Consider the following 18,068-nt stretch of genomic DNA (forward strand, 5'->3'; position numbering starts at 1 on the left):
CAGAAAGTAGAACAAGTTCTTGTGCTTGGTCAAGGGGAGGAGGACGCTGTCGGCATGGACCTGGTCGCACTCGAAGAGATCCGACGCCTCAAAGCCCGTTACCTCCGGTGCCTCGACCTCAAGCTGTGGGACGAGCTGGCCGAAACCCTGACCGTCGACGCGCACGCGCGGTACGGCACGCCGTCCTACGGCGAACCGCTGACTTTCGAAGGTCGCGAAGCGGTCATCGAGTTCTTCCGGAACGCCGTCGGGCCCGGTGTCACCACGGTGCACTTCGCCGGACAGCCGGAGATCGACGTGGACGGCGACACCGCGACGGGCACCTGGCTGATGCGGGACAAGGTGATCGTGCCGGAGCACCGGGTGGTGATCGAGGGCGCGGCGTTCTACGAGGACGCCTACCGGCGGGTGGACGGCGCGTGGCTGACCGCTTCGACCCAGTACGACCGGCTGTACGAGACGATGATGTCGATGGACGACGTACCGAGCCTGAAGCTCACCGCGAACCGCTGGTCTTCCTGACCCGCGCGATGCCGTGTTTCCAGCCGGAACACCCGTGTTTCCAACCGGATCACGCGTGCGTGAAGCCGGAACACGCGTGTCCGAACACGCGAATCACGCTGTCGACGGGCTTTTGCGATAGGTCATCTTCGCGTTTAGTCCTCTGGATGCGGTCCTTGCGCGTGCAACTACCGCGTTCAGAGGACTAAACGCGAGGGGAGGCGGCTCGGTAGGCGGTGAGCGCCGGGCCATTGACCCACCCTTAGAACGCGTTCTAGTCTGATCTCGCGGAGAACGTACCAAGCCGGTACGTATTTGTACCAGTATGAGGAGTCGCCGTGCTCACTCAACCGTTCGCGGACGCGATCGTCGAAGCCGAGAAGGTCATCGCGGAGGCGCCGCACATCCGGACCGAACAGGATCTGGTCGAGGGGTACGACTACCTCGCCGGCAGCATCCGCGCGTCCTTGCAGATGGCGTGGGCCTACGAACGGGACCATCCGTTCTTCACCCAATCCACGGGCCCGTACACGAAGATGGGCCTCGACAATCCGGACACGCTGTACTTCAACGCGAACATCCGTGAGGACCGCGAGTACGTCGTCACCGGGACGCGGGGGAGCACGGCCGACGTCAGTTTCCAGGTCCTCAACGGCGACTATTCGCCGGTCGAAGTGCCCGACAGCCTCGCCGCCTTCGACGACCGCGAGATCGAGATCGCCGAGGACGGCTCGTTCGAACTCCGCTTCGGACCGGCGAAACCCGACCCGGGACCCAACTATTTCGTCCTCGGCCCGGGTTCGTCGATGCTCGTGGTGCGTGAGGTCTACAGCGACTGGGCCACCGAACGCCGCGGCACGATCCAGATCCAGTGCGCCGATACCGCGGGTGGCGCGCCCGCGCCGCTCACTCGCGACGGGCTGGCCAAACGCTACGGCGTCACCGGCAAGATCCTGCTGAGCAGGCTGCGTACCTTCCTCGCCTTCCCGAAGTGGTTCTACCTGAACCTGCCGGTGAACACGATGACCGAACCGCGGCCCACGCCGGGTGGCCTGACCACGCAGTACTCCTCGGCCGGGCACTACGAACTCGGCGACGAAGAGGTCATGATCGTCACGGTGCCGCGGTCCGACGCGCCCTATCAGGGCATCCAGCTCGGCAGCGTCTGGTACCTCTCGCTGGACTACATCAACCATCAGACGAGCCTCACCGCAGACCAGGCGCGGGTCGATCCGGACGGCAAGATCCGCTTCGTGCTCAGCGAACGCGACCCCGGCCTGGCCAACTGGCTCGAACGCACCGGGCACGACCGCGGGTACGTCCAGATCCGGTGGCAGCGACTGTCCCGCGCGCTGGACAGAGCCGACGGTCCCGAGGTCGAGGTGGTGAAATTCGGCGAACTCGCCGACCGGTTGCCGTTCCACGACGAGGCGCGCGTGACCCCGAGGGAGTGGGCGGACCGGATCTCGGCCCGTCAGAAGGCCGTCGCGGCGAGGATGCTGGGATGACGGATCTCCTGCGGAACAAGGTGATCGTCGTCTCCGGCGTCGGTCCGGGGCTCGGCCGGTCGATCGCCGTGCGCTGTGCCGCGGCGGGCGCCGACGTCGTCCTCGCCGCCCGTACCGAAGCCCGGCTCGCCGAGGTCGCCAAGGAGGTCGACGCGTTCGGCCGCCGTGCGGTCGCCGTGCCCACCGACATCACCGACGACGCTTCGGCGGCGAACCTCACCGAGGCCGCGTTGAAGACGTTCGGCCGGGTGGACGCCTTGGTGAACAACGCGTTCGCCATCCCGCCGATCATGGATCTCGCCGACGTCGACCTCGCCGACGTGCGGGCGGGATTCGAGACCAACGTGCTCGCCGCGCTTCGTCTCACGCGCCTGTTCACGCCTTCGCTCGCCGAGAGCGGCGGTTCGGTGGTGATGATCAATTCGGCCGTGCTGCGGCATTCCCGGCGGACGTTCGGCGCGTACAAGATGGCGAAAGCGAGCCTGCTCGCGCTCGCGCAGAGTCTCGCCTCCGAACTCGGGCCACGCGGGATTCGGGTCAACTCCGTGGCGCCCGGCTACATCTGGGCGGACTCGTTGAAATGGTATTTCGCCTATCTGGCCAAGGAACGCGAGGTCCCACCGGAGCAGGTATACGCCGAAACAGCGGAGACGATCGACCTGCGCCGCCTCCCGGAGCCGGACGAGATCGCCGACACCGTCGTGTTCCTCGCCTCGTCGCTCGCTCGCTGCGTCACCGGGCAGTGCCTCGACGTCAACGCCGGAGAATACCACCACTGAAGGGAACAACATGCCGCCAGGGCGGGAAAACGTCGGCACCGTGGACGATCTGCACGCGTCGGCGGCGAACCTCACCGGGCTCTACGACTTCGGCGGCGAAGACCACCTCGAAGGTCTCCGTGTGCTGCTGGATTCGTATGCCGGCGAGGCGGGCCTGACCCCGTACGGCAACAAGATCCATCGCGCGTTCCTGCGTGGGGCCTTGGTGGCGAGGGCGTTGAGCGAGGCCTCCTGGAAGCAAAACCCGGAGTACGCCGGCGTTCCCGTCGAACGGCCCATCTTCGTCACCGGTCTGCCGCGGACCGGGACCACGGCACTGCACCGGCTGCTCACCGAGGATCCCGCGCACCAAGGGCTGGAGGTCTGGCTGACCGAGGTGCCGCAACCACGGCCGCCGCGCGAGACGTGGACGGAGAATCCGGTCTTCCAAGGGATCCAGGCGGGTTACGAGAAACACCACGTCGAACATCCCGAGTTCATGGGCCTGCACCACATGTCCGCCGCTCAGGTCGAGGAATGCTGGCAGCTCCTGCGGCAGTCCCTGAAATCGGTGTCCTACGAATGCCTCGCGCACGTGCCGTCGTATTCGCGATGGCTCGACGGCCAGAGCTGGACTGACGCCTATCGCAGGCACCGGCGCAACCTGCAGCTCATCGGCCTGCCGGACGCCGGGCGCCGCTGGGTGCTCAAGAACCCGAGTCACCTCTTCGCGCTCGACGCGCTGCTGGAGGTGTACCCGGACGCGCTGATCGTCCAGACCCATCGCGCGCCGAGCACGATCGTCGCGTCGGTGTGCAGTCTGAACGAGCAGGCTTCGGCGGGTTGGTCCGACGTTTTCCGCGGCGACGTGATCGGCCGCGGCCAGCTGGACCTCTGGGCGCGCGGTGCGGAAATGTCATTGGAGGCAAGGAAACGGCACGATCCGGCGCAGTTCTGCGATATCCGGTACGAGGATTTCGTCGCCGACCCGATCGGTACGGTCGAAGGCGTCTACCGGCATTTCGGGCTCCCGTTGAGCGACGCCGCCCGGGACGCGATGACCGTGGTGCACGCCGAAAGCCGTTCCGGGGAAAGGAAACCCGTGCACCGGTACGACCTCGCGGACTTCGGGCTCACCGCCGGGGAGGTCGACGAACGCTTCTCGGCCTACCGCGCCGCCTACGCCCTTTGACTCACCGCATTTCGTCCTCTGAATGCGGTAGTTGCACGCGCAAGGACCGCATTCAGAGGACGAAATGCGGGGGTTAGAAGCCGGCGGCGCGTTGGGCGGGGAGGCCGCGCGTCGTGATCCCGCGCAGCACCTCGACGCGGTCCGAATCCGGCCGCCCGAGCACCCAGCTCGACCCGGGGACCTCCTTGGCGCGTTTCTTCAGCGGCGCCAAGAGCCGGGAAGCGTCCTTGTAGGACCGGATCGCGCCGTGCCCGCACACCAGGGTCGCCAGGGAAACCGTCACCGGCAGCCCGTCGGCCGACCACGGCGTGTCCAGCAGCGCGGCGGCGACCGTGCCGATCTCGTCGACGTCGCAGGCGATCAGGAAGTCGTCCCCACCGACGTGGCTGACGCGCATCCGGCGCAGCCGGGCCTCGAGATCGGTGAGTGTCCGGCCGAGTGTGCGGATGAGATCGTCGCCCGCGGCGAACCCGGCCGTGTCGTTGACCGTCTTGAACGAGTCGACGTCCAGCCACGCCGCGACGAACGGCTCCCGCGCGTTGATCCGGCGGTCGACGTCCCTGGCGACGGCGTCGCTGCCGGGCAGGCGGGTCAGCGGGCTCAACGAGACCGCCTCCTCGACCTTCGCCTCCGCGACCCCGCGGACGACCTCGTTCACCAGCACCACGCCGACACACCGGCCGCGGTCGTCGACCACCACGACGTCGTCACCGGTCCGGCCCCAGTCCGCGTCGGTGACCAGTTCGAGGAATTCGAGCGCGCTCGCGTCGGTATGGATCGTGTGCGGCCGGTCGGCGAGCCGCGACGCCGGCCGCTTGGCGTGCAGGGCGTGGCCGTACAACCCGGTGACCGCGACCAGAAAACGAGTCCGGTCGATCGACCACTGTGGACAGTGCCGGTCGTCGACGCCGACGATGCCGCTCGGCCCGTCGGCGGCGGCCAGTACCTCGCGCACGTCGTCACAGGTCGCGTCCTCCGGCAGCGTTGTCGCGGGCCGGAGGAAGTCACCGACGCGGCGGGCGCGGGCGGTGCCGGGGACGAACGGGCCGGGCGCGTCCGGCGCCGGCAGCGGGGAGTGATCGCCGTCCGGCGGGGCGAGCAGGTTGCCCTGCGCGATGCGCACGCCGAGCCGCCGGGCGGACTCCAGCTGCTCGGTGGTCTCGAGCCCGGTCGCGACCAGGCGGTTGTCGGTGCGCGACGCGAAATGCAGCACCGCTTCGACCACCGCGACGGCGGCCGGGTCGTGCGGCAGGCCGCGTAGCACACTGCGGTCCAGTTTCACCAGGTCGACAGGCGCCGAAGCGAGCAGGGTCAGCGGGAGGTCGCCGCGGCCGAGGCCGTCGAGCGCGAGCCGGAACCCGAGGTCGGTGAGCCGTCGCATACCGGTGAGCAGCAGGTCGGCGGGAATCTGCGTGAACGGCGGCCCGATCTCCAGCACGACGTCCCTGGTCCGGCGGCCCGCCAGGCTGAGCGCCTCGGTCAGCGGGTCGAAGTGTGCCGGCGGTGCCGCCACCGTCCGCGCGGACAGGTTCAGGTGCAGGGGGAGGGCGGCCTGCGGCTCGCGCAGCTGCCGGACGGCCTCGGCGGCCAGCCCGACGTCGACCTCGGCCAGCCTGCCGCTGCGCCGGGCGTCGGCGAGCAGTTCATGGGCGGTGCCGCGGCCCGGCCGTGCCAAGGCCTCGAACGCGACGACGCCACCGGTGTGCAGGCTGTACAACGGCTGGTAAGCGAAGCGGACAGCGATCTGCAACGTCACAAGCGCATAGTCGCGGGTGGCGGCGGGAAACGAAACACGTGTCAACTGATGTTCATCGTCACGGCGGCTGGGTTACCTAGAACGGCGTAACGCACGCCACCCGATCAGGTGTTTTCTTACTTGCCATGGTGACAAGCGGAAAAACGCCGACATCGCTTCGACGGTACTCGGAACATCTTCGCGACCGCTGGTGAAAGCCCGCTGGAGCGGGGTGGGCAGCGTGAAGAACAGATCGAAGAACATCGGGACCGATTCGGGCGGCATCCCGCACAGCGCGCGCAGCCCGTGGCGGCGCAGAGCGTGGACGGTGCGCGCCGAGGGCGGCCACAGCGCCCGGTGAGCCGCCGCCGCGGCCGCCGCCGGTCCTCGGTCCCAGGCCAGGGCGACGGCGTCGGCCACCGGCTCCGCGAGCCGGATCGACGTCGCGACGCTGTATCCGGTCGCCGGATGCACCAGCCCGGCGGCGGCGCCGAACGGCACCGACCGGCCACGCCGGGGCACCGGCACATCGAGGACGATCCGCACGCGTTCCTCGCGCCCGCGCGACGTCAGTCCGGCCGCCTTGAGCCGGGCGCGCAGCCGCGCCGCCAGGACTTCCAGCGGCAGGCCGGGTTTGCGGGCCAGTGAGGTCTCCTCGACCAGGACGGTGCCGTCGCCGAGCGGCAGCACGTACAGAAACCCGGATTCGGTCTTCCGCCAGTCCATGAACACCGCGGTGTCCGGGCGGTCGACCAGCCGCAGCGCGTCCTCGGCGGGGAGGACGGCGCCGAACGCCGTCTGTTCGTGCCGGTTCCCCCGCGGTCGGGCACCGGACGCGTCGACATAGAGACCTGCCGCGAGGACCCGTCCGTCATCGAGGCGCACTGACGAACCCTGACCGCCGTGGTCCACGCCGGACACCGAACCGGTGACGACGTCGTAGCCGCCGTCCAGCCACGTGCGCAGGCCGGCGTTGTCCAGCACCAGGTACTGCCGATCGAGCACATGCGGCCCGGTTCCGAAGGCCAGCGTGGTCGAAGGCGCGCACGCGACGGCGCTCTCCGGCAGCGCGGGCAGTTCGTCGGCCCACAGCCCGTAGGTCGCCGGCCAGCGCCTGCCCGGCGCCGGGTCGACCAGGGTCGTCTCCAGGCCGCGCCGGGCACAGGCACGCGCGAGCGCTCGTCCGGCAGGGCCGCCACCCGCGATCACCACGTCCGCCACCTGGGCAGTGTCTCAAAGCCGCGACGGATACGGTGTGCCGCATGGAACAGACGGACCCGAGGGCGTGGCGGCGCGATCCGGAGAGCGCGAACGCCGGGTTCAGCGATCTCGCCACGAGCCCGTTCCGGATCGATCGGGACCGGATCGCCGCTTCGCCGTTCTTCGCCCGGCTCGGCGGCGTGACACAGGTCGTCAGCGCCGGGGGCGCCGGGTTGCTGCACAACCGGCTCACGCACAGTCTCAAGGTCGCGCAGGTCGCGCGCGCCATCGCCGAGCGGATCAACGCCGGCGGCGATTCCGCCGAACTCGTCGCGAAACTGGGTGGCTGTGATCCGGACGTCGCCGAGGCCGCCTCGCTCGCGCACGATCTGGGACATCCGCCGTTCGGGCACCTCGGCGAGCAAACCCTGGACCGGATCGCCCGGCACCGGTTCGGCCTCGCGGACGGCTTCGAAGGCAACGCGCAGTCGTTCCGGATCATCACCACCACCGACGTGCGCGGCCCGTCTGCTTCCGGGCTCGACCTCACCGCGGCGGTGCGCGCCGCGGTGCTGAAGTACCCGTGGGCGCGGTTGCACGTGCCCGATCCGCATCCGACCTCCATGGCCGTCCAGCCGCGCGGCGCGGCGGAACCGGCCGACGCCCCCGGCACCGGCGCGAGCAAGTTCTCCGCCTACAGCACCGAACTCGACGACTTCACCCAGGCGCGGGCCCCGTTCGACGGCCGGATCGAACCCTGGCAGCAGACCGTCGAAGCGTCCGTGATGGACACCGCCGACGACATCGCCTACGCCATCCACGACCTCCAGGACTTCCACCGGATCGGCGTCCTGCAGCACGCGCCGGTCGCCGCCGAGTTCACCGGCTGGGTCGACCACGCGCTGGACCTTGCCGGGCTGGACGACGCGACCTTGACCGCCGAACGGCGGCTGCCCGGCCGCTCGCTGGAACGACTGCGCCGCCGGATGCACGCCAAGGACGGCTGGATCGTCGACGACGACGCCTTCACCAGCGCCGTCGCCCGTGTCCGCGCCGAACTCGTCGACGGCCTGCTCGCCACCGGGTTCGACGGTTCCATCGAGGCCGAGCAGGCCACCGCCGCCTTCTCCGCGAAGTGGACCGCGCGGCTCGTCGACGGTGTGCAGGTGGTGGCGTCGCCTTCTGCCCGGACAGGACATCTCACCCTGCGGCCCGCGCAGTGGCACGAGGTGCAGGTGCTGAAATTCGTGCACCGGCGCTTCGTGTTGCTGCGCCCGGAACTGGCGTTGCACCAGCGCGGGCAGGCGAGCCTGGTGACCACCCTGGTCGACGCGCTCGACGCTTGGCTGCTCGACCGTGACGAGTTCTACCGGCTTCCGCGACGGTTGCACGACTTGATGGAGCTGGCACGGTCCGAGTTCTCCGCGCTGGCACGGACGTCTCCGGAACTGCTCATCGGAGCGACCGGGGAACCGGTCACCGGTGCCGACGCCGTACGCGGGCTGGCACGAGGGCGGGCGGTGGTCGACTTCGTGGCGTCGCTGACGGACAAGCAGGCGGTGACCCTTTTGGACGGCTTGTCCGGCCGTGCTTCACAGCCCTGGTCGGACTCGTTCGTCCTGTAACGCGCGATTACCCTGAACGGCCCACGACCTGCGGCCGGATCCGGAAGATCTCCAGCCGACGTCACCCGAACGGCTCCTGCCGCCGGTGCACGCCCGGTACTTAGCTTGATCGAGCCGGTGATCGCCGGCGTCGGTCAGCGTGAGTCGGGGCACGCGCCTAGGAATCGGAGGCGCACGTGCGTCCAACCCGTTCTAGCAGGAGAAGAAGAACGATCCTGACCGCGGGCACCGCTGCCCTCGTCACCGCGCTGGGCCTGGTGAGCCCGCCCGTCGCGGCGGGGATGAGCGGCCCATCCCCGGACGCGTTCTCGGAGAACACCGTCCGGCAGATCGAGGCCCTTCAGTCGATCAAGAAGAGCCAGCACGCCGGTGAGTCCAAAGTGGACAGCCGGTTGCTCGTCGAGCAGAAACTCCGCGATCGGCGGATGTCGGCTTCCGCGGTTCCCGCACTGGGGTCTGGGGCGAATGTCTCCGCGGCCGGCACCGTACTCGTGGACATCCGGGGCCAGGTCTCGGAAGAACTCCTCAAGGGATTGCGTGAATCCGGTGCGGGGATACGCGCGGTGTCGCAGCGCTACGGCAGTGTGCGCGCGGAGGTTCCGCTGAACGCGGTCCCGGCTATCGCTGACCGTGCCGACGTCAAGAAGGTCGAGACCGCCAACGAGGCGTTCACCGCCCGCCAACTCGCCGAACCCGCCACCGCGGGCAAGCGGGAAAGCAAGGAAGAGAAGGCCGCCCGGATCGCCGACGAGCTGAAGAAGGCCGTCGACGCCAAGGGCAAGACAGGCATCGCGGCCGGATCGATCACCAGCGAAGGCGACCGTGCGCACAACGCGGACACCGCGCGTCAACAGTTCGGCGTCACCGGTGTGGGCACCAAGATCTGCGCGCTGTCCGACGGCGTCAACTCGCTCGCGACCTCGCAGGCGCGCGGCGAACTCCCGGCGGGCGTCGACGTGATCCCCGGTCAGGAAGGCGACGGTGACGAGGGCACCGCGATGCTCGAGATCATCCACGATCTCGCGCCGAACGCGTCGCTCGGTTTCGCCAGCGCGTTCAACTCCGACGCCAGTTTCGCCGACAACATCCGCAAGCTGCGTTTCGACGCGGGCTGCGACGTCATCGTCGACGATGTCCTGTACTTCAAGGAGTCGCCGTTCCAGGATTGGATCATCGCCCAGGCCGTGAACGACGTGACCGCCGACGGCGCGCTGTACTTCTCCTCGGCCGGTAACGAGGGCAACGTCACCGACGGCACCTCGGGCCACTGGGAAGGCGACTTCGTCGACTCCGGCAAGAGTGTCGGCAAATTCGCCGGTACCGCGCACAACTTCGCCGGTGCCGCGGGCAACCAGATCTTCGAGCCGATCTCCGACGCCTCCTCGGCGCGGTTGCCGGTCACGCTGTTCTGGTCGGACCCGCTGGGCGCCTCGAACAACGACTACGACCTGTACCTGCTGAACGCGGCGGGCAACGTCGTGGACTTCAGCCAGGACAACCAGACCGGCACCCAGGACGCCTACGAGCGAGTGGACACACCCGCCGCCGGCGGGATCGGGCTCCGGCTGGCCATCGTCAAGTTCTCCGGTGAAGGCCGTTACCTGTCGCTGTCCGCGCTGCGCGGTCGTTTCTCCGACTCGGCCGACGGCCTCAAGGCCTACACCAGCCCCGGCGTGACCGTGGGCCACTCGGCCGCGCGGGACGCGTTCAGCGTCGCGGCCGCCCCGGCGGCCAAGGCGTTCCCGCGTGCGCTCGAACCGGGCGACCCGGCCAACCCGGCGGGTCCGTTCCCCGGTGCCTTCGGCGCGGCCACGAAGGTCGAACGGTTCACTTCGGACGGTCCGCGGCGGATGTTCTACCAGGCCGACGGCACCCCGATCACGCCGGGCAACGTGTCCGGGACCGGTGGCGAGGTCCGCGCCAAACCGGATATCACCGCGGCCGACGGTGTCTCGACCAGCGTCACCGGCTTCACCACGTTCTACGGCACGTCGGCCGCGGCGCCGCACGCCGCCGCGATCGCGGGCCTGGTGCTCTCGGGTAACCCGGGGCTGCCTCCGGCCGACGTGCGCGAGGCACTGGTCAACACCGCCGTCGACATCCTGGCTCCGGGCCGCGACAACTCCAGCGGCGCGGGCGTCATCCTCGCCGACAAGGTGCTCGCCTACACCGGAGCCAGCCCGCAGCCGCTCGCGACGGCGGGCCGGCCGACGGTCACCCCGGCCGACGGCGGTTCCGCGCTCGACCCGGGCGACACCGCCAAGGTGACCCTGCCGGTGACCAACCGCGGCGACGGCACCGCGACGTCCACCAGCGTCGTGCTCTCCAGCCCGACCCCCGGGGTCACGGTGGCGCCGCGATCGAAGTCGTACGGCACGATCAGCCCCGGGCAGACCGGCGTGAACGATTTCACCATCACCGTTCCCGCCACGCAGGAACTCGGCGTGCCGGTGGTGCTGAACGCCCGCGTGACCTTCGCGGGTTCGTTCTCGCCGACCACTTCCACGTTCTCGTTGCCGGTCGGCACCCCGTCGCCGGTGACGCGGGACTTCGCCTACGCCGGGGCCGCGGTGGCGATCCCGGACAGCGACCCGACCGGCGTGACCGTGCCGATCACGGTGAGCGGGGTCGGACGCGCGTCGAAGCTGACGTTCTCGGTGGACGGGGCGACCTGCAACGCCGACCAGACGTCGACGACCGTGGGCATCAACCACTCGTACGTCGGTGACCTGGTCGGCACGCTGACCTCGCCCTCGGGTGCCAAGGCGACCGTGTTCCAGCGCAACGGCGGCTCGGGTAACAACCTGTGCCAGGTCGCCTTCGCCGACAACGCGGCCACCGCGTTCAGTTCGGTCAGCGCGGTGAACGCGCCGTTCACCGGCACCTACAAGCCGGCGCAGGCACTCGGCGGTCTGGCCGCCGGCACGGCCGACGGCACCTGGCAGTTCACCGCGGTGGACGTCGCCGGTGGCGACACCGGGTCGATCCGCGCGCTCTCCTTGCACGTCAACGGTTTCGTTCAGCCCGGCGTGGCTGAGCGGCCCGCGAGCGTGGGTAAGTCGGTCGGTCGTGGTCCGGTGAAGCCGGTCTAGTCCTTTCGGTTTGCGGGTGAAGCCCCCCTTCCCTCGGCTCAGCCGAGGGAAGGGGGCCTTCACCCGCTTCGGGAAGACGTAACTCGTGTGATCAGGGACGTAACTCGCGTGATTGGAGGCCGCACTCGCGAGTTCCGTCTCTGATCACGCGAGTTCCGGGTCCGATCACGCGAGTGCGGTGTTCGGCCGCGGCATCGGCACTGAAAGATCGCCTGCCGATCCGAGCCGGGCCCCGTACGTTGGACCCATGGCGAGGGAGCGGCAGGTGGCGGGCGGGGGACGGGCGGTCGAGGTCGCCCCGGATCGCCTCGAAGGCTGGTACGCCCGCTTCGCCGTCCGTAACGAGGGTGTCCGCTCGACGGAACTCGCGGCGGACACCGTCACGGTCACCGCGGAGAACGGCGTCGTCGCCGGCGCGACCGTCCCTTTCGGACCCCTGAACGCCGAAGGAACCGTGCCGGGTCTCGCCGTCGGCCCGCTCATCGAGCACGCGCTGATCTCGCGAAGGATCGCGCTCCTGCTGGTGCGCCGCGGCGGGCACAGCGTCGGGATCGCGCGCGGGGGAGTGGTCGTCCAATCCAGGACGGACCGGCATCTGGTCCAAGGCCGGTCCGCGGCGGGTGGCTGGTCGCAGCAGCGGTTCGCGCGGCGCAGGGAAGGGCAAGCGCGCACAGCGCTTCGTTCCGCCGCGGATGACGCGTTCGAGGTACTCGTCCCACAATTGTCCGAAGTGGACGCTGTCGTGCTCGGCGGCGACCGTCGGGCGCTGGAAACACTGCGTGAGGACAAGCGGCTGGCGCCGTTGTTCAAGCGTGCCGAACCCCGCGTGCTCGACATCGCCGAACCGCGCCGCACGGTGCTCGAAGACGCGGCCGAACGGGCGGTCGCGGTCGAGATCACCCTCTTCGGGCCGTGACGTCGGGCACGGTCCGATAAAACCGTTCGACACCGGCCCGTACACTGATCGCGTGGACATCCTCTTGGAGTGAGCTCCTCGTCTGCCCCTCGGCAGACGAGTCGAAGCCGTCCGCTCATCCATCCTTTTACCGGGAGTTCCCGTGATCACGGCCTCTGGCCTGCAGCTGCGCGCAGGCTCACGCATTCTGCTCGACGACACCAACGTCCGCATCCAGCAGGGCGACCGCATCGGCCTGGTCGGCCGCAACGGCGCCGGCAAGACCACCTCGCTCAAGGTGCTGGCGGGGGAGGGCGAGCCGTACGCCGGCGAGGTCCGCCGCAGCGGCGAGCTCGGCTACCTGCCGCAGGACCCGCGCGAGGGCGACCTGTCCGTCACCGCGAAGGATCGCGTGCTCTCCGCGCGCGGCCTCGACACCTTGCTGCGCAACATGGAAAAAGCGCAGACCGCGATGTCGGAGCTGGCGGACGAGAAGGAACGCGACAAGGCGGTCAACCGCTACAGCCGGCTCGAAGAGCGCTTCGCCTCCCTCGGTGGTTACGCCGCCGAGAGCGAGGCCGCGCGGATCTGTTCCAACCTCGGCCTCGCCGACAGGGTGCTCGAGCAGACGCTGCAGACGCTCTCGGGCGGTCAGCGCCGCCGCGTGGAGCTCGCCCGGATCCTGTTCGCCGCCGCCGAAGCCGGCGCGGGTGGCAAATCCGAGACGATCCTGCTGCTCGACGAGCCCACCAACCACCTCGACGCAGACTCCGTCAACTGGCTTCGCGGCTTCCTGAAGCAGCACGACGGCGGTCTCGTGGTGATCAGCCACGACGTCGAACTGCTCGCGGACGTGGTCAACAAGGTGTGGTTCCTCGACGCGACCCGCGGCGAGCTCGACCTGTACAACATGGGCTGGCAGCGCTATCTCGACGCGCGCGCCACCGACGAGAAGCGCCGCCGCCGCGAGCGCGCGAACGCCGAGAAAAAGGCGTCCGCGCTGCAGCAGCAGGCCGCGAAACTGGGTGCCAAGGCGACGAAGGCCGTGGCCGCCAAGAACATGGCCCGCCGCGCCGAGCAGATGCTGTCCGCGCTCGACGAGACCCGGCAGGCCGACAAGGTCGCCCGGATCAAGTTCCCCGAGCCCGCGCCGTGCGGCCGGACCCCGCTCACCGCGGAGGGGCTTTCGAAGTCCTACGGTTCGCTCGAGATCTTCACCGGAGTCGACCTCGCCATCGACCGCGGGTCGAAGGTCGTCGTACTCGGATTGAACGGCGCCGGAAAGACGACTTTGCTCCGGCTGCTCGGCGGAATGGAAACTCCGGATACCGGTGAGACCATTCCGGGTCACGGATTGCGTTTGGGCTATTACGCACAGGAACATGAAACGCTCGACCACGATGCGTCCGTGTGGGAAAATATCCGTCACCTCGCCCCGGACACGGGAGCTCAAGAGTTGCGGAACCTTCTCGGGTCGTTCCTCTTCACCGGTGAGCAGCTCGATCAACCCGCCGGCACGCTCTCCGGCGGTGAGAAGACCAGGCTCGCGCTCGCCGGTCTGGTGTCCAGCGCTGCCAACGTTTTGCTGCTCGACGAGCCGACGAACAACCTGGACCCGGCCAGTCGCGCCCAGGTCCTGGACGCTTTGCGCAGCTTCGCCGGAGCCGTCGTCCTGGTGACGCACGACCCGGGCGCCGTCGAGGCACTGGAGCCGGAACGCGTGATCCTGCTGCCGGACGGAACCGAGGACCATTGGTCGGCGGATTATCTGGAACTTGTCCAGCTTGCGTGACGCCTGCGTCCGTTCGGGTGCTTGATCGATGCCATCCGGCCACTGAAATGGCCCAATGTGATCGCGGTTTCGGCAGTTTTGCGCTCGTCGTCTGGCATTCCGGCGCTCAGTGTTCGATCATTGCGGCGACAGGGGCCGTTATGTGGCCCAGAACACTCTCGGCGGGAAGGCGATCGACGTGGCTGATCTCAAGAAAGGCGCGCGGATCACCGGCAACACGCGTGACAAGCTGGCCGCTGACCTGAAGAAGAAATACGAGAAGGGCTCGAGCATCCGCGCCCTCGCGGAGTCCACGGGCCGCTCGTACGGGTTCGTGCACCGGGTCCTCTCGGAATCCGGCGTCCAGCTGCGCGGCCGTGGCGGTGCCACCAGGGTCAAGAAGAAGTAGTCACGAGGAAGTAGCGGACTGCTGCGCGGGGGGCGCAGTTCCCTTTCCGGGGCCCGCTGTTTCACGGGTTTCCGCGGCCAGGCCGTGTTCGCTGGAGATGAACACCAGCCTGGCACCGAGCAGGACCAGCGGATACACCAGGTACCCGTACCTGGTGGCCGGAGTGAGCATGATCAGCGCGACGAGCCCGACGGCCATGCGCAGCAGCGCGTCCGAACCGGTCTCGGGAGGACGGCGCAGCAGCCAGACCAGGATCGCGACGGCCGCGATCCCGAGCAGGGCGAAGGAAACCGCCGTGCCCGCCGGGCCGAGCGAGGCGATGAGGTGGCCGGGCAACGGGCTCGCCGCCGGTGACTTGAGCACCCCGATTCCCAGCGGGAACCGGAAGACGTGCTCGATGAACGCCTTGGGGTCCACCAGGTAGACGGGTACGTGCAGGACGAGGGTCGTCACCACGAGTGCCGCGGCGAATCCGGCCAGTGCGCGAGGACCACGCCGCGTGATCAACAGGACACCGAGGACCACTATCGCGGGCGCGACGATGAGTTTCGCACTGACCACGAGCGCCAGCACCAGACCGGCCGACACCGCGCGGCCGGTCGTGGCCAGCGCGAAGGACAGCACCAGCAGGCCTACGATGGCCAGATCCGGCCCGGCGACCGCCCAGGTCAGCGCGGTCAGCGGGCAGGCGAGCGCGAGTTGCGCAGCACTGACCGGAATCTTCGGCCATTTCAGCAGCCGCAGCGTCAGCAGTACACACGCGACGGCCGCGAGCGCGAACATCCAGCGCGCGTCGGTGAGGGCGTTCGCGACCGCTCCGCCACCGGACCGCGCTGAGGTGGCCTCAGCGGGAAAAAGCACGTCGGCCAGAGCACGGGGCAGGCCGAAGACAGTCATTACCGGACCGTATGGCGTGTAATCGTTTACTTCCACCGCGCGACCGAGCGTGGTGACGTCGACGTACGGGGTTCCGTTCTCCAGAAGGAGTTTCGCCGACCGTTCGATCACCCAGACCTCGGGCTGGGCGGCCCACGAGTTCGGGGTGACGAGCCAGTCCACTCCGGTCAGACGGCGAATGACGAGCATTCCCAACGGAAGGATCATCGCGAACAGGCCGATCGCCCCGATACCGAGCCACCGCGAACCGAGCGCGCCGGACGGGCGTTCGCCGCGCCGGGCGGCGACCATCAGCCAGCCGGAGTGGAGCACGGCGAGGCCGTAACCCGCTACAGCGAAGTTCGCCCACACGCGATAGCCGTAGAACTCCGCGACGGCCGTGTTCACGACGGCGAAAGCGAGGCAGCCCGTGTAGAAGACCAGGTCTGTGGTCAGTCGTCGCCGGTCCGGGTCCATGGTCACCGGCTCAGGCTACCGACGTGGCCGCGTCCGCCGGAAAGAGGACGCGGAAACCGGGAAGCATCCGGTGTGCTCCGGTGTTGGTCATGCTTATATCCGGGAAAACCCTCGACTATTATCGAGGTTCTGGGGGCAAAGAGAGGGTTCTCATGGACAACACTTGGTCGCTGATGAACTCGGCGATGAAGTCGGCCGACGTGCCGAAGGGGCTGCACAAGGGCACGCTCCGTCGCGTCGCGCGGTTCGCCAGGCCGCATTGGCGGAGGCTGTGGGTGTTCCTGGCGCTCACCGTCGTCTCGGCAGTGCTGGCGGTGAGCACGCCGGTGCTGGCCGGGAAGGTGGTCGACGCGATCATCGGGGGGCACGACGTCTCGCTGGTGGTGTGGTTGGCCGTGGTGATCGCGGGGCTGGCGCTGATCGACGCCGGACTCGGACTGGCGGAACGGGCGCAGTCGTCGAGGATCGGCGAGGAGATCATCCTCGACCTTCGGCTCGCGGTGTACCGGCACGTGCAGCGGATGCCGGTCGCGTTCTTCACACGCACCCGCACCGGCGCGCTGGTGAGCAGGCTCAACAACGACGTCATCGGCGCGCAGCGCACGTTCACCGCGACACTGTCCGGATTGGTCACCAACGTGATCCAGCTCGTGCTTTCGCTGGTGGTCATGATGACACTGTCCTGGCAGGTCACGCTGCTGGCGCTGGTGCTGCTGCCGGTGTTCATCCTGCCGACACGGCGGCTCGGACGGCGGATGGCCGCGCTGCAGCGGGAGGCGGGGCAGCTCAACGCGTCGATGACCACGCAGATGACCGAGCGGTTCTCCGCGCCGGGCGCGACACTGGTGAAGCTGTTCGGCGACCCGGCGCGCGAGGTGGGCGACTTCGGCTCGCGGGCCGGGCGGGTGCGCGACATCGGGGTGCGGACGGCGATGCTGACGCGCTGGTTCCTGACCAGCCTGACCACGGTTTCCGCGCTCGCGCAGGCCCTCGTCTACGGACTGGGCGGCTACCTCGCGCTGACCGGGGCGCTCGCGCCGGGCACCGTCGTGGCGCTGGCGCTGCTGCTGACCAGGCTGTACTCGCCGCTCACCGCGCTGGCGAACGTCCGGGTGGACGTGATGACCGCGCTGGTGTCGTTCGAGCGGGTCTTCGAGGTGCTCGACCTCAAGCCGATGATCGAAGAGAAGCCGGACCCGCGCCGCGTTCCCGAAGGCCCGGTTTCGGTGGAGTTCTCGGACGTCCGGTTCGGTTATCCCGCGGCGGACCGGTACTCGCTGGCGTCACTGGAGGATGTGTCCACTTTGGATCATCGAGGCGGCGAGGAGGTATTGCACGGCATCAGCTTCCGCGCCGAACCCGGGCAGATGGTGGCCTTGGTCGGTTCATCCGGAGCGGGCAAGTCGACGATCGCCTCGCTGCTGCCGCGCCTCTACGACGTCGACGCCGGATCGGTCCGCTTGTCCGATGTGGACGTTCGTGACCTGGGTTTCGCCGCGCTGCGGGAAACCGTCGGCGTGGTGACCCAGGACGGGCATCTCTTCCACGACACGATCAGAGCGAACCTCGAATACGCGCGGCCCGGCGTCACCGACGCCGAGATCTGGTCGGCGCTGGAGAAGGCGCGGCTGTCCGAGCTGATCCGGGAGTTGCCGGACGGGCTGGAGACCGTGGTGGGGGAGCGGGGTTACCGGCTCTCCGGCGGGGAACGGCAGCGGCTGACCATCGCCCGGCTCCTGCTGGCGCAGCCGAGGGTCGTCGTTCTCGACGAGGCGACCGCGCATCTGGACTCGCAGTCCGAGGCCGCCGTGGGCGAGGCACTGACCGACGCGCTGGACGGGCGGACCGCGCTGGTCATCGCGCACCGGTTGTCGACGGTGCGGGCGGCGGACCAGATCCTGGTGATCGAGCACGGCGAGATCGTCGAGCGGGGAACGCACGAAGAGCTTCTCGCGCGCGAAGGGCGCTACGCGGCGCTGTACCTGACGCAGTTCTCGGAGGAGCCCGCGGTTGCGTGACCGCGTGCCAT

At 69.0% G+C, this 18,068-nt stretch carries 13 protein-coding genes; 10 read left to right on the top strand and 3 right to left on the bottom strand.

All coding sequences use genetic code 11. From position 1 onward, the window contains the following. Positions 1-54: 54 nt before the first annotated feature. The 4 genes from ACZ6DT_RS06580 (at position 55) to ACZ6DT_RS06595 (ending at position 3,959) form a co-directional block, all read left to right on the top strand. Entirely contained in the window at positions 55-522 is a 468-nt protein-coding gene (locus ACZ6DT_RS06580) for a nuclear transport factor 2 family protein (RefSeq protein WP_465589632.1), read from the top strand. Between the two features lie 317 nt (positions 523-839). Then, positions 840-2,009, top strand: coding sequence for a hypothetical protein (locus ACZ6DT_RS06585; protein WP_465589635.1), 1,170 nt, complete (start codon positions 840-842; stop codon positions 2,007-2,009). Next, positions 2,006-2,788: an SDR family oxidoreductase gene (locus tag ACZ6DT_RS06590; RefSeq protein WP_465589638.1), complete on the top strand. Its 783-nt coding sequence runs from the start codon at positions 2,006-2,008 to the stop codon at positions 2,786-2,788. The genes ACZ6DT_RS06585 and ACZ6DT_RS06590 overlap by 4 nt, the downstream gene beginning before the upstream one ends. A 10-nt stretch (positions 2,789-2,798) precedes the next feature. Further along, positions 2,799-3,959 carry a sulfotransferase family protein gene (locus ACZ6DT_RS06595; RefSeq protein ID WP_465589641.1) on the top strand — a complete coding sequence of 387 codons (1,161 nt, stop codon included), beginning with the start codon at positions 2,799-2,801 and terminating at the stop codon, positions 3,957-3,959. A 73-nt stretch (positions 3,960-4,032) separates the two neighbouring features. On the opposite strand, the gene ACZ6DT_RS06600 is transcribed toward ACZ6DT_RS06595, so the two are convergent. Beyond that, entirely contained in the window at positions 4,033-5,715 is a 1,683-nt protein-coding gene (locus ACZ6DT_RS06600) for a GGDEF domain-containing protein (protein WP_465589644.1), read from the bottom strand. Positions 5,716-5,787: 72 nt separating this feature from the next. Beyond that, the gene (locus ACZ6DT_RS06605) at positions 5,788-6,915 is read right to left on the bottom strand and encodes a lycopene cyclase family protein (protein WP_465589647.1); all 1,128 of its coding nucleotides are present in this window, start codon (positions 6,913-6,915) and stop codon (positions 5,788-5,790) included. A gap of 41 nt (positions 6,916-6,956) precedes the next feature. Between ACZ6DT_RS06605 and ACZ6DT_RS06610 the strand changes: the two genes are divergently transcribed. The 5 genes from ACZ6DT_RS06610 (at position 6,957) to ACZ6DT_RS06630 (ending at position 14,686) form a co-directional block, all read left to right on the top strand. Beyond that, positions 6,957-8,519: a deoxyguanosinetriphosphate triphosphohydrolase family protein gene (locus ACZ6DT_RS06610; RefSeq protein WP_465589650.1), complete on the top strand. Its 1,563-nt coding sequence runs from the start codon at positions 6,957-6,959 to the stop codon at positions 8,517-8,519. A gap of 212 nt (positions 8,520-8,731) precedes the next feature. After that, positions 8,732-11,611: a S8 family serine peptidase gene (locus ACZ6DT_RS06615; protein WP_465590558.1), complete on the top strand. Its 2,880-nt coding sequence runs from the start codon at positions 8,732-8,734 to the stop codon at positions 11,609-11,611. Between the two features lie 247 nt (positions 11,612-11,858). Then, positions 11,859-12,527 (top strand): acVLRF1 family peptidyl-tRNA hydrolase, encoded by a 669-nt coding sequence (locus tag ACZ6DT_RS06620; RefSeq protein WP_465589653.1) that lies wholly within the window; start codon positions 11,859-11,861, stop codon positions 12,525-12,527. 142 nt (positions 12,528-12,669) lie between these two features. After that, entirely contained in the window at positions 12,670-14,298 is a 1,629-nt protein-coding gene (locus ACZ6DT_RS06625; protein ID WP_465589656.1) for an ABC-F family ATP-binding cassette domain-containing protein, read from the top strand. A gap of 178 nt (positions 14,299-14,476) precedes the next feature. Further along, a complete protein-coding gene (locus ACZ6DT_RS06630) occupies positions 14,477-14,686 on the top strand; it encodes a helix-turn-helix domain-containing protein (protein ID WP_003071237.1) in 210 nt (69 codons plus the stop codon). Here ACZ6DT_RS06630 and ACZ6DT_RS06635 read toward each other — a convergent pair whose 3' ends face one another. Beyond that, entirely contained in the window at positions 14,687-16,045 is a 1,359-nt protein-coding gene (locus ACZ6DT_RS06635; RefSeq protein WP_465589659.1) for a glycosyltransferase 87 family protein, read from the bottom strand. A gap of 146 nt (positions 16,046-16,191) precedes the next feature. On the opposite strand from ACZ6DT_RS06635, the gene ACZ6DT_RS06640 reads away from it, so the two are divergent. Beyond that, entirely contained in the window at positions 16,192-18,057 is a 1,866-nt protein-coding gene (locus ACZ6DT_RS06640) for an ABC transporter ATP-binding protein (RefSeq protein ID WP_465589662.1), read from the top strand. Positions 18,058-18,068: the final 11 nt, after the last annotated feature.

This window comes from Amycolatopsis sp. NPDC041971, from assembly GCF_055588925.1.

Excerpts from the sequence above, each read along its gene's own strand:
- ACZ6DT_RS06610 (WP_465589650.1), top strand. The coding sequence starts at position 6,957 with ATGGAACAGACGGACCCGAGGGCGTGGCGGCGCGATCCGGAGAGCGCG.
- ACZ6DT_RS06620 (WP_465589653.1), top strand. The coding sequence starts at position 11,859 with ATGGCGAGGGAGCGGCAGGTGGCGGGCGGGGGACGGGCGGTCGAGGTC.
- ACZ6DT_RS06590 (WP_465589638.1), top strand. The coding sequence starts at position 2,006 with ATGACGGATCTCCTGCGGAACAAGGTGATCGTCGTCTCCGGCGTCGGT.
- ACZ6DT_RS06580 (WP_465589632.1), top strand. The coding sequence starts at position 55 with ATGGACCTGGTCGCACTCGAAGAGATCCGACGCCTCAAAGCCCGTTAC.
- ACZ6DT_RS06595 (WP_465589641.1), top strand. The coding sequence starts at position 2,799 with ATGCCGCCAGGGCGGGAAAACGTCGGCACCGTGGACGATCTGCACGCG.
- ACZ6DT_RS06640 (WP_465589662.1), top strand. The coding sequence starts at position 16,192 with ATGGACAACACTTGGTCGCTGATGAACTCGGCGATGAAGTCGGCCGAC.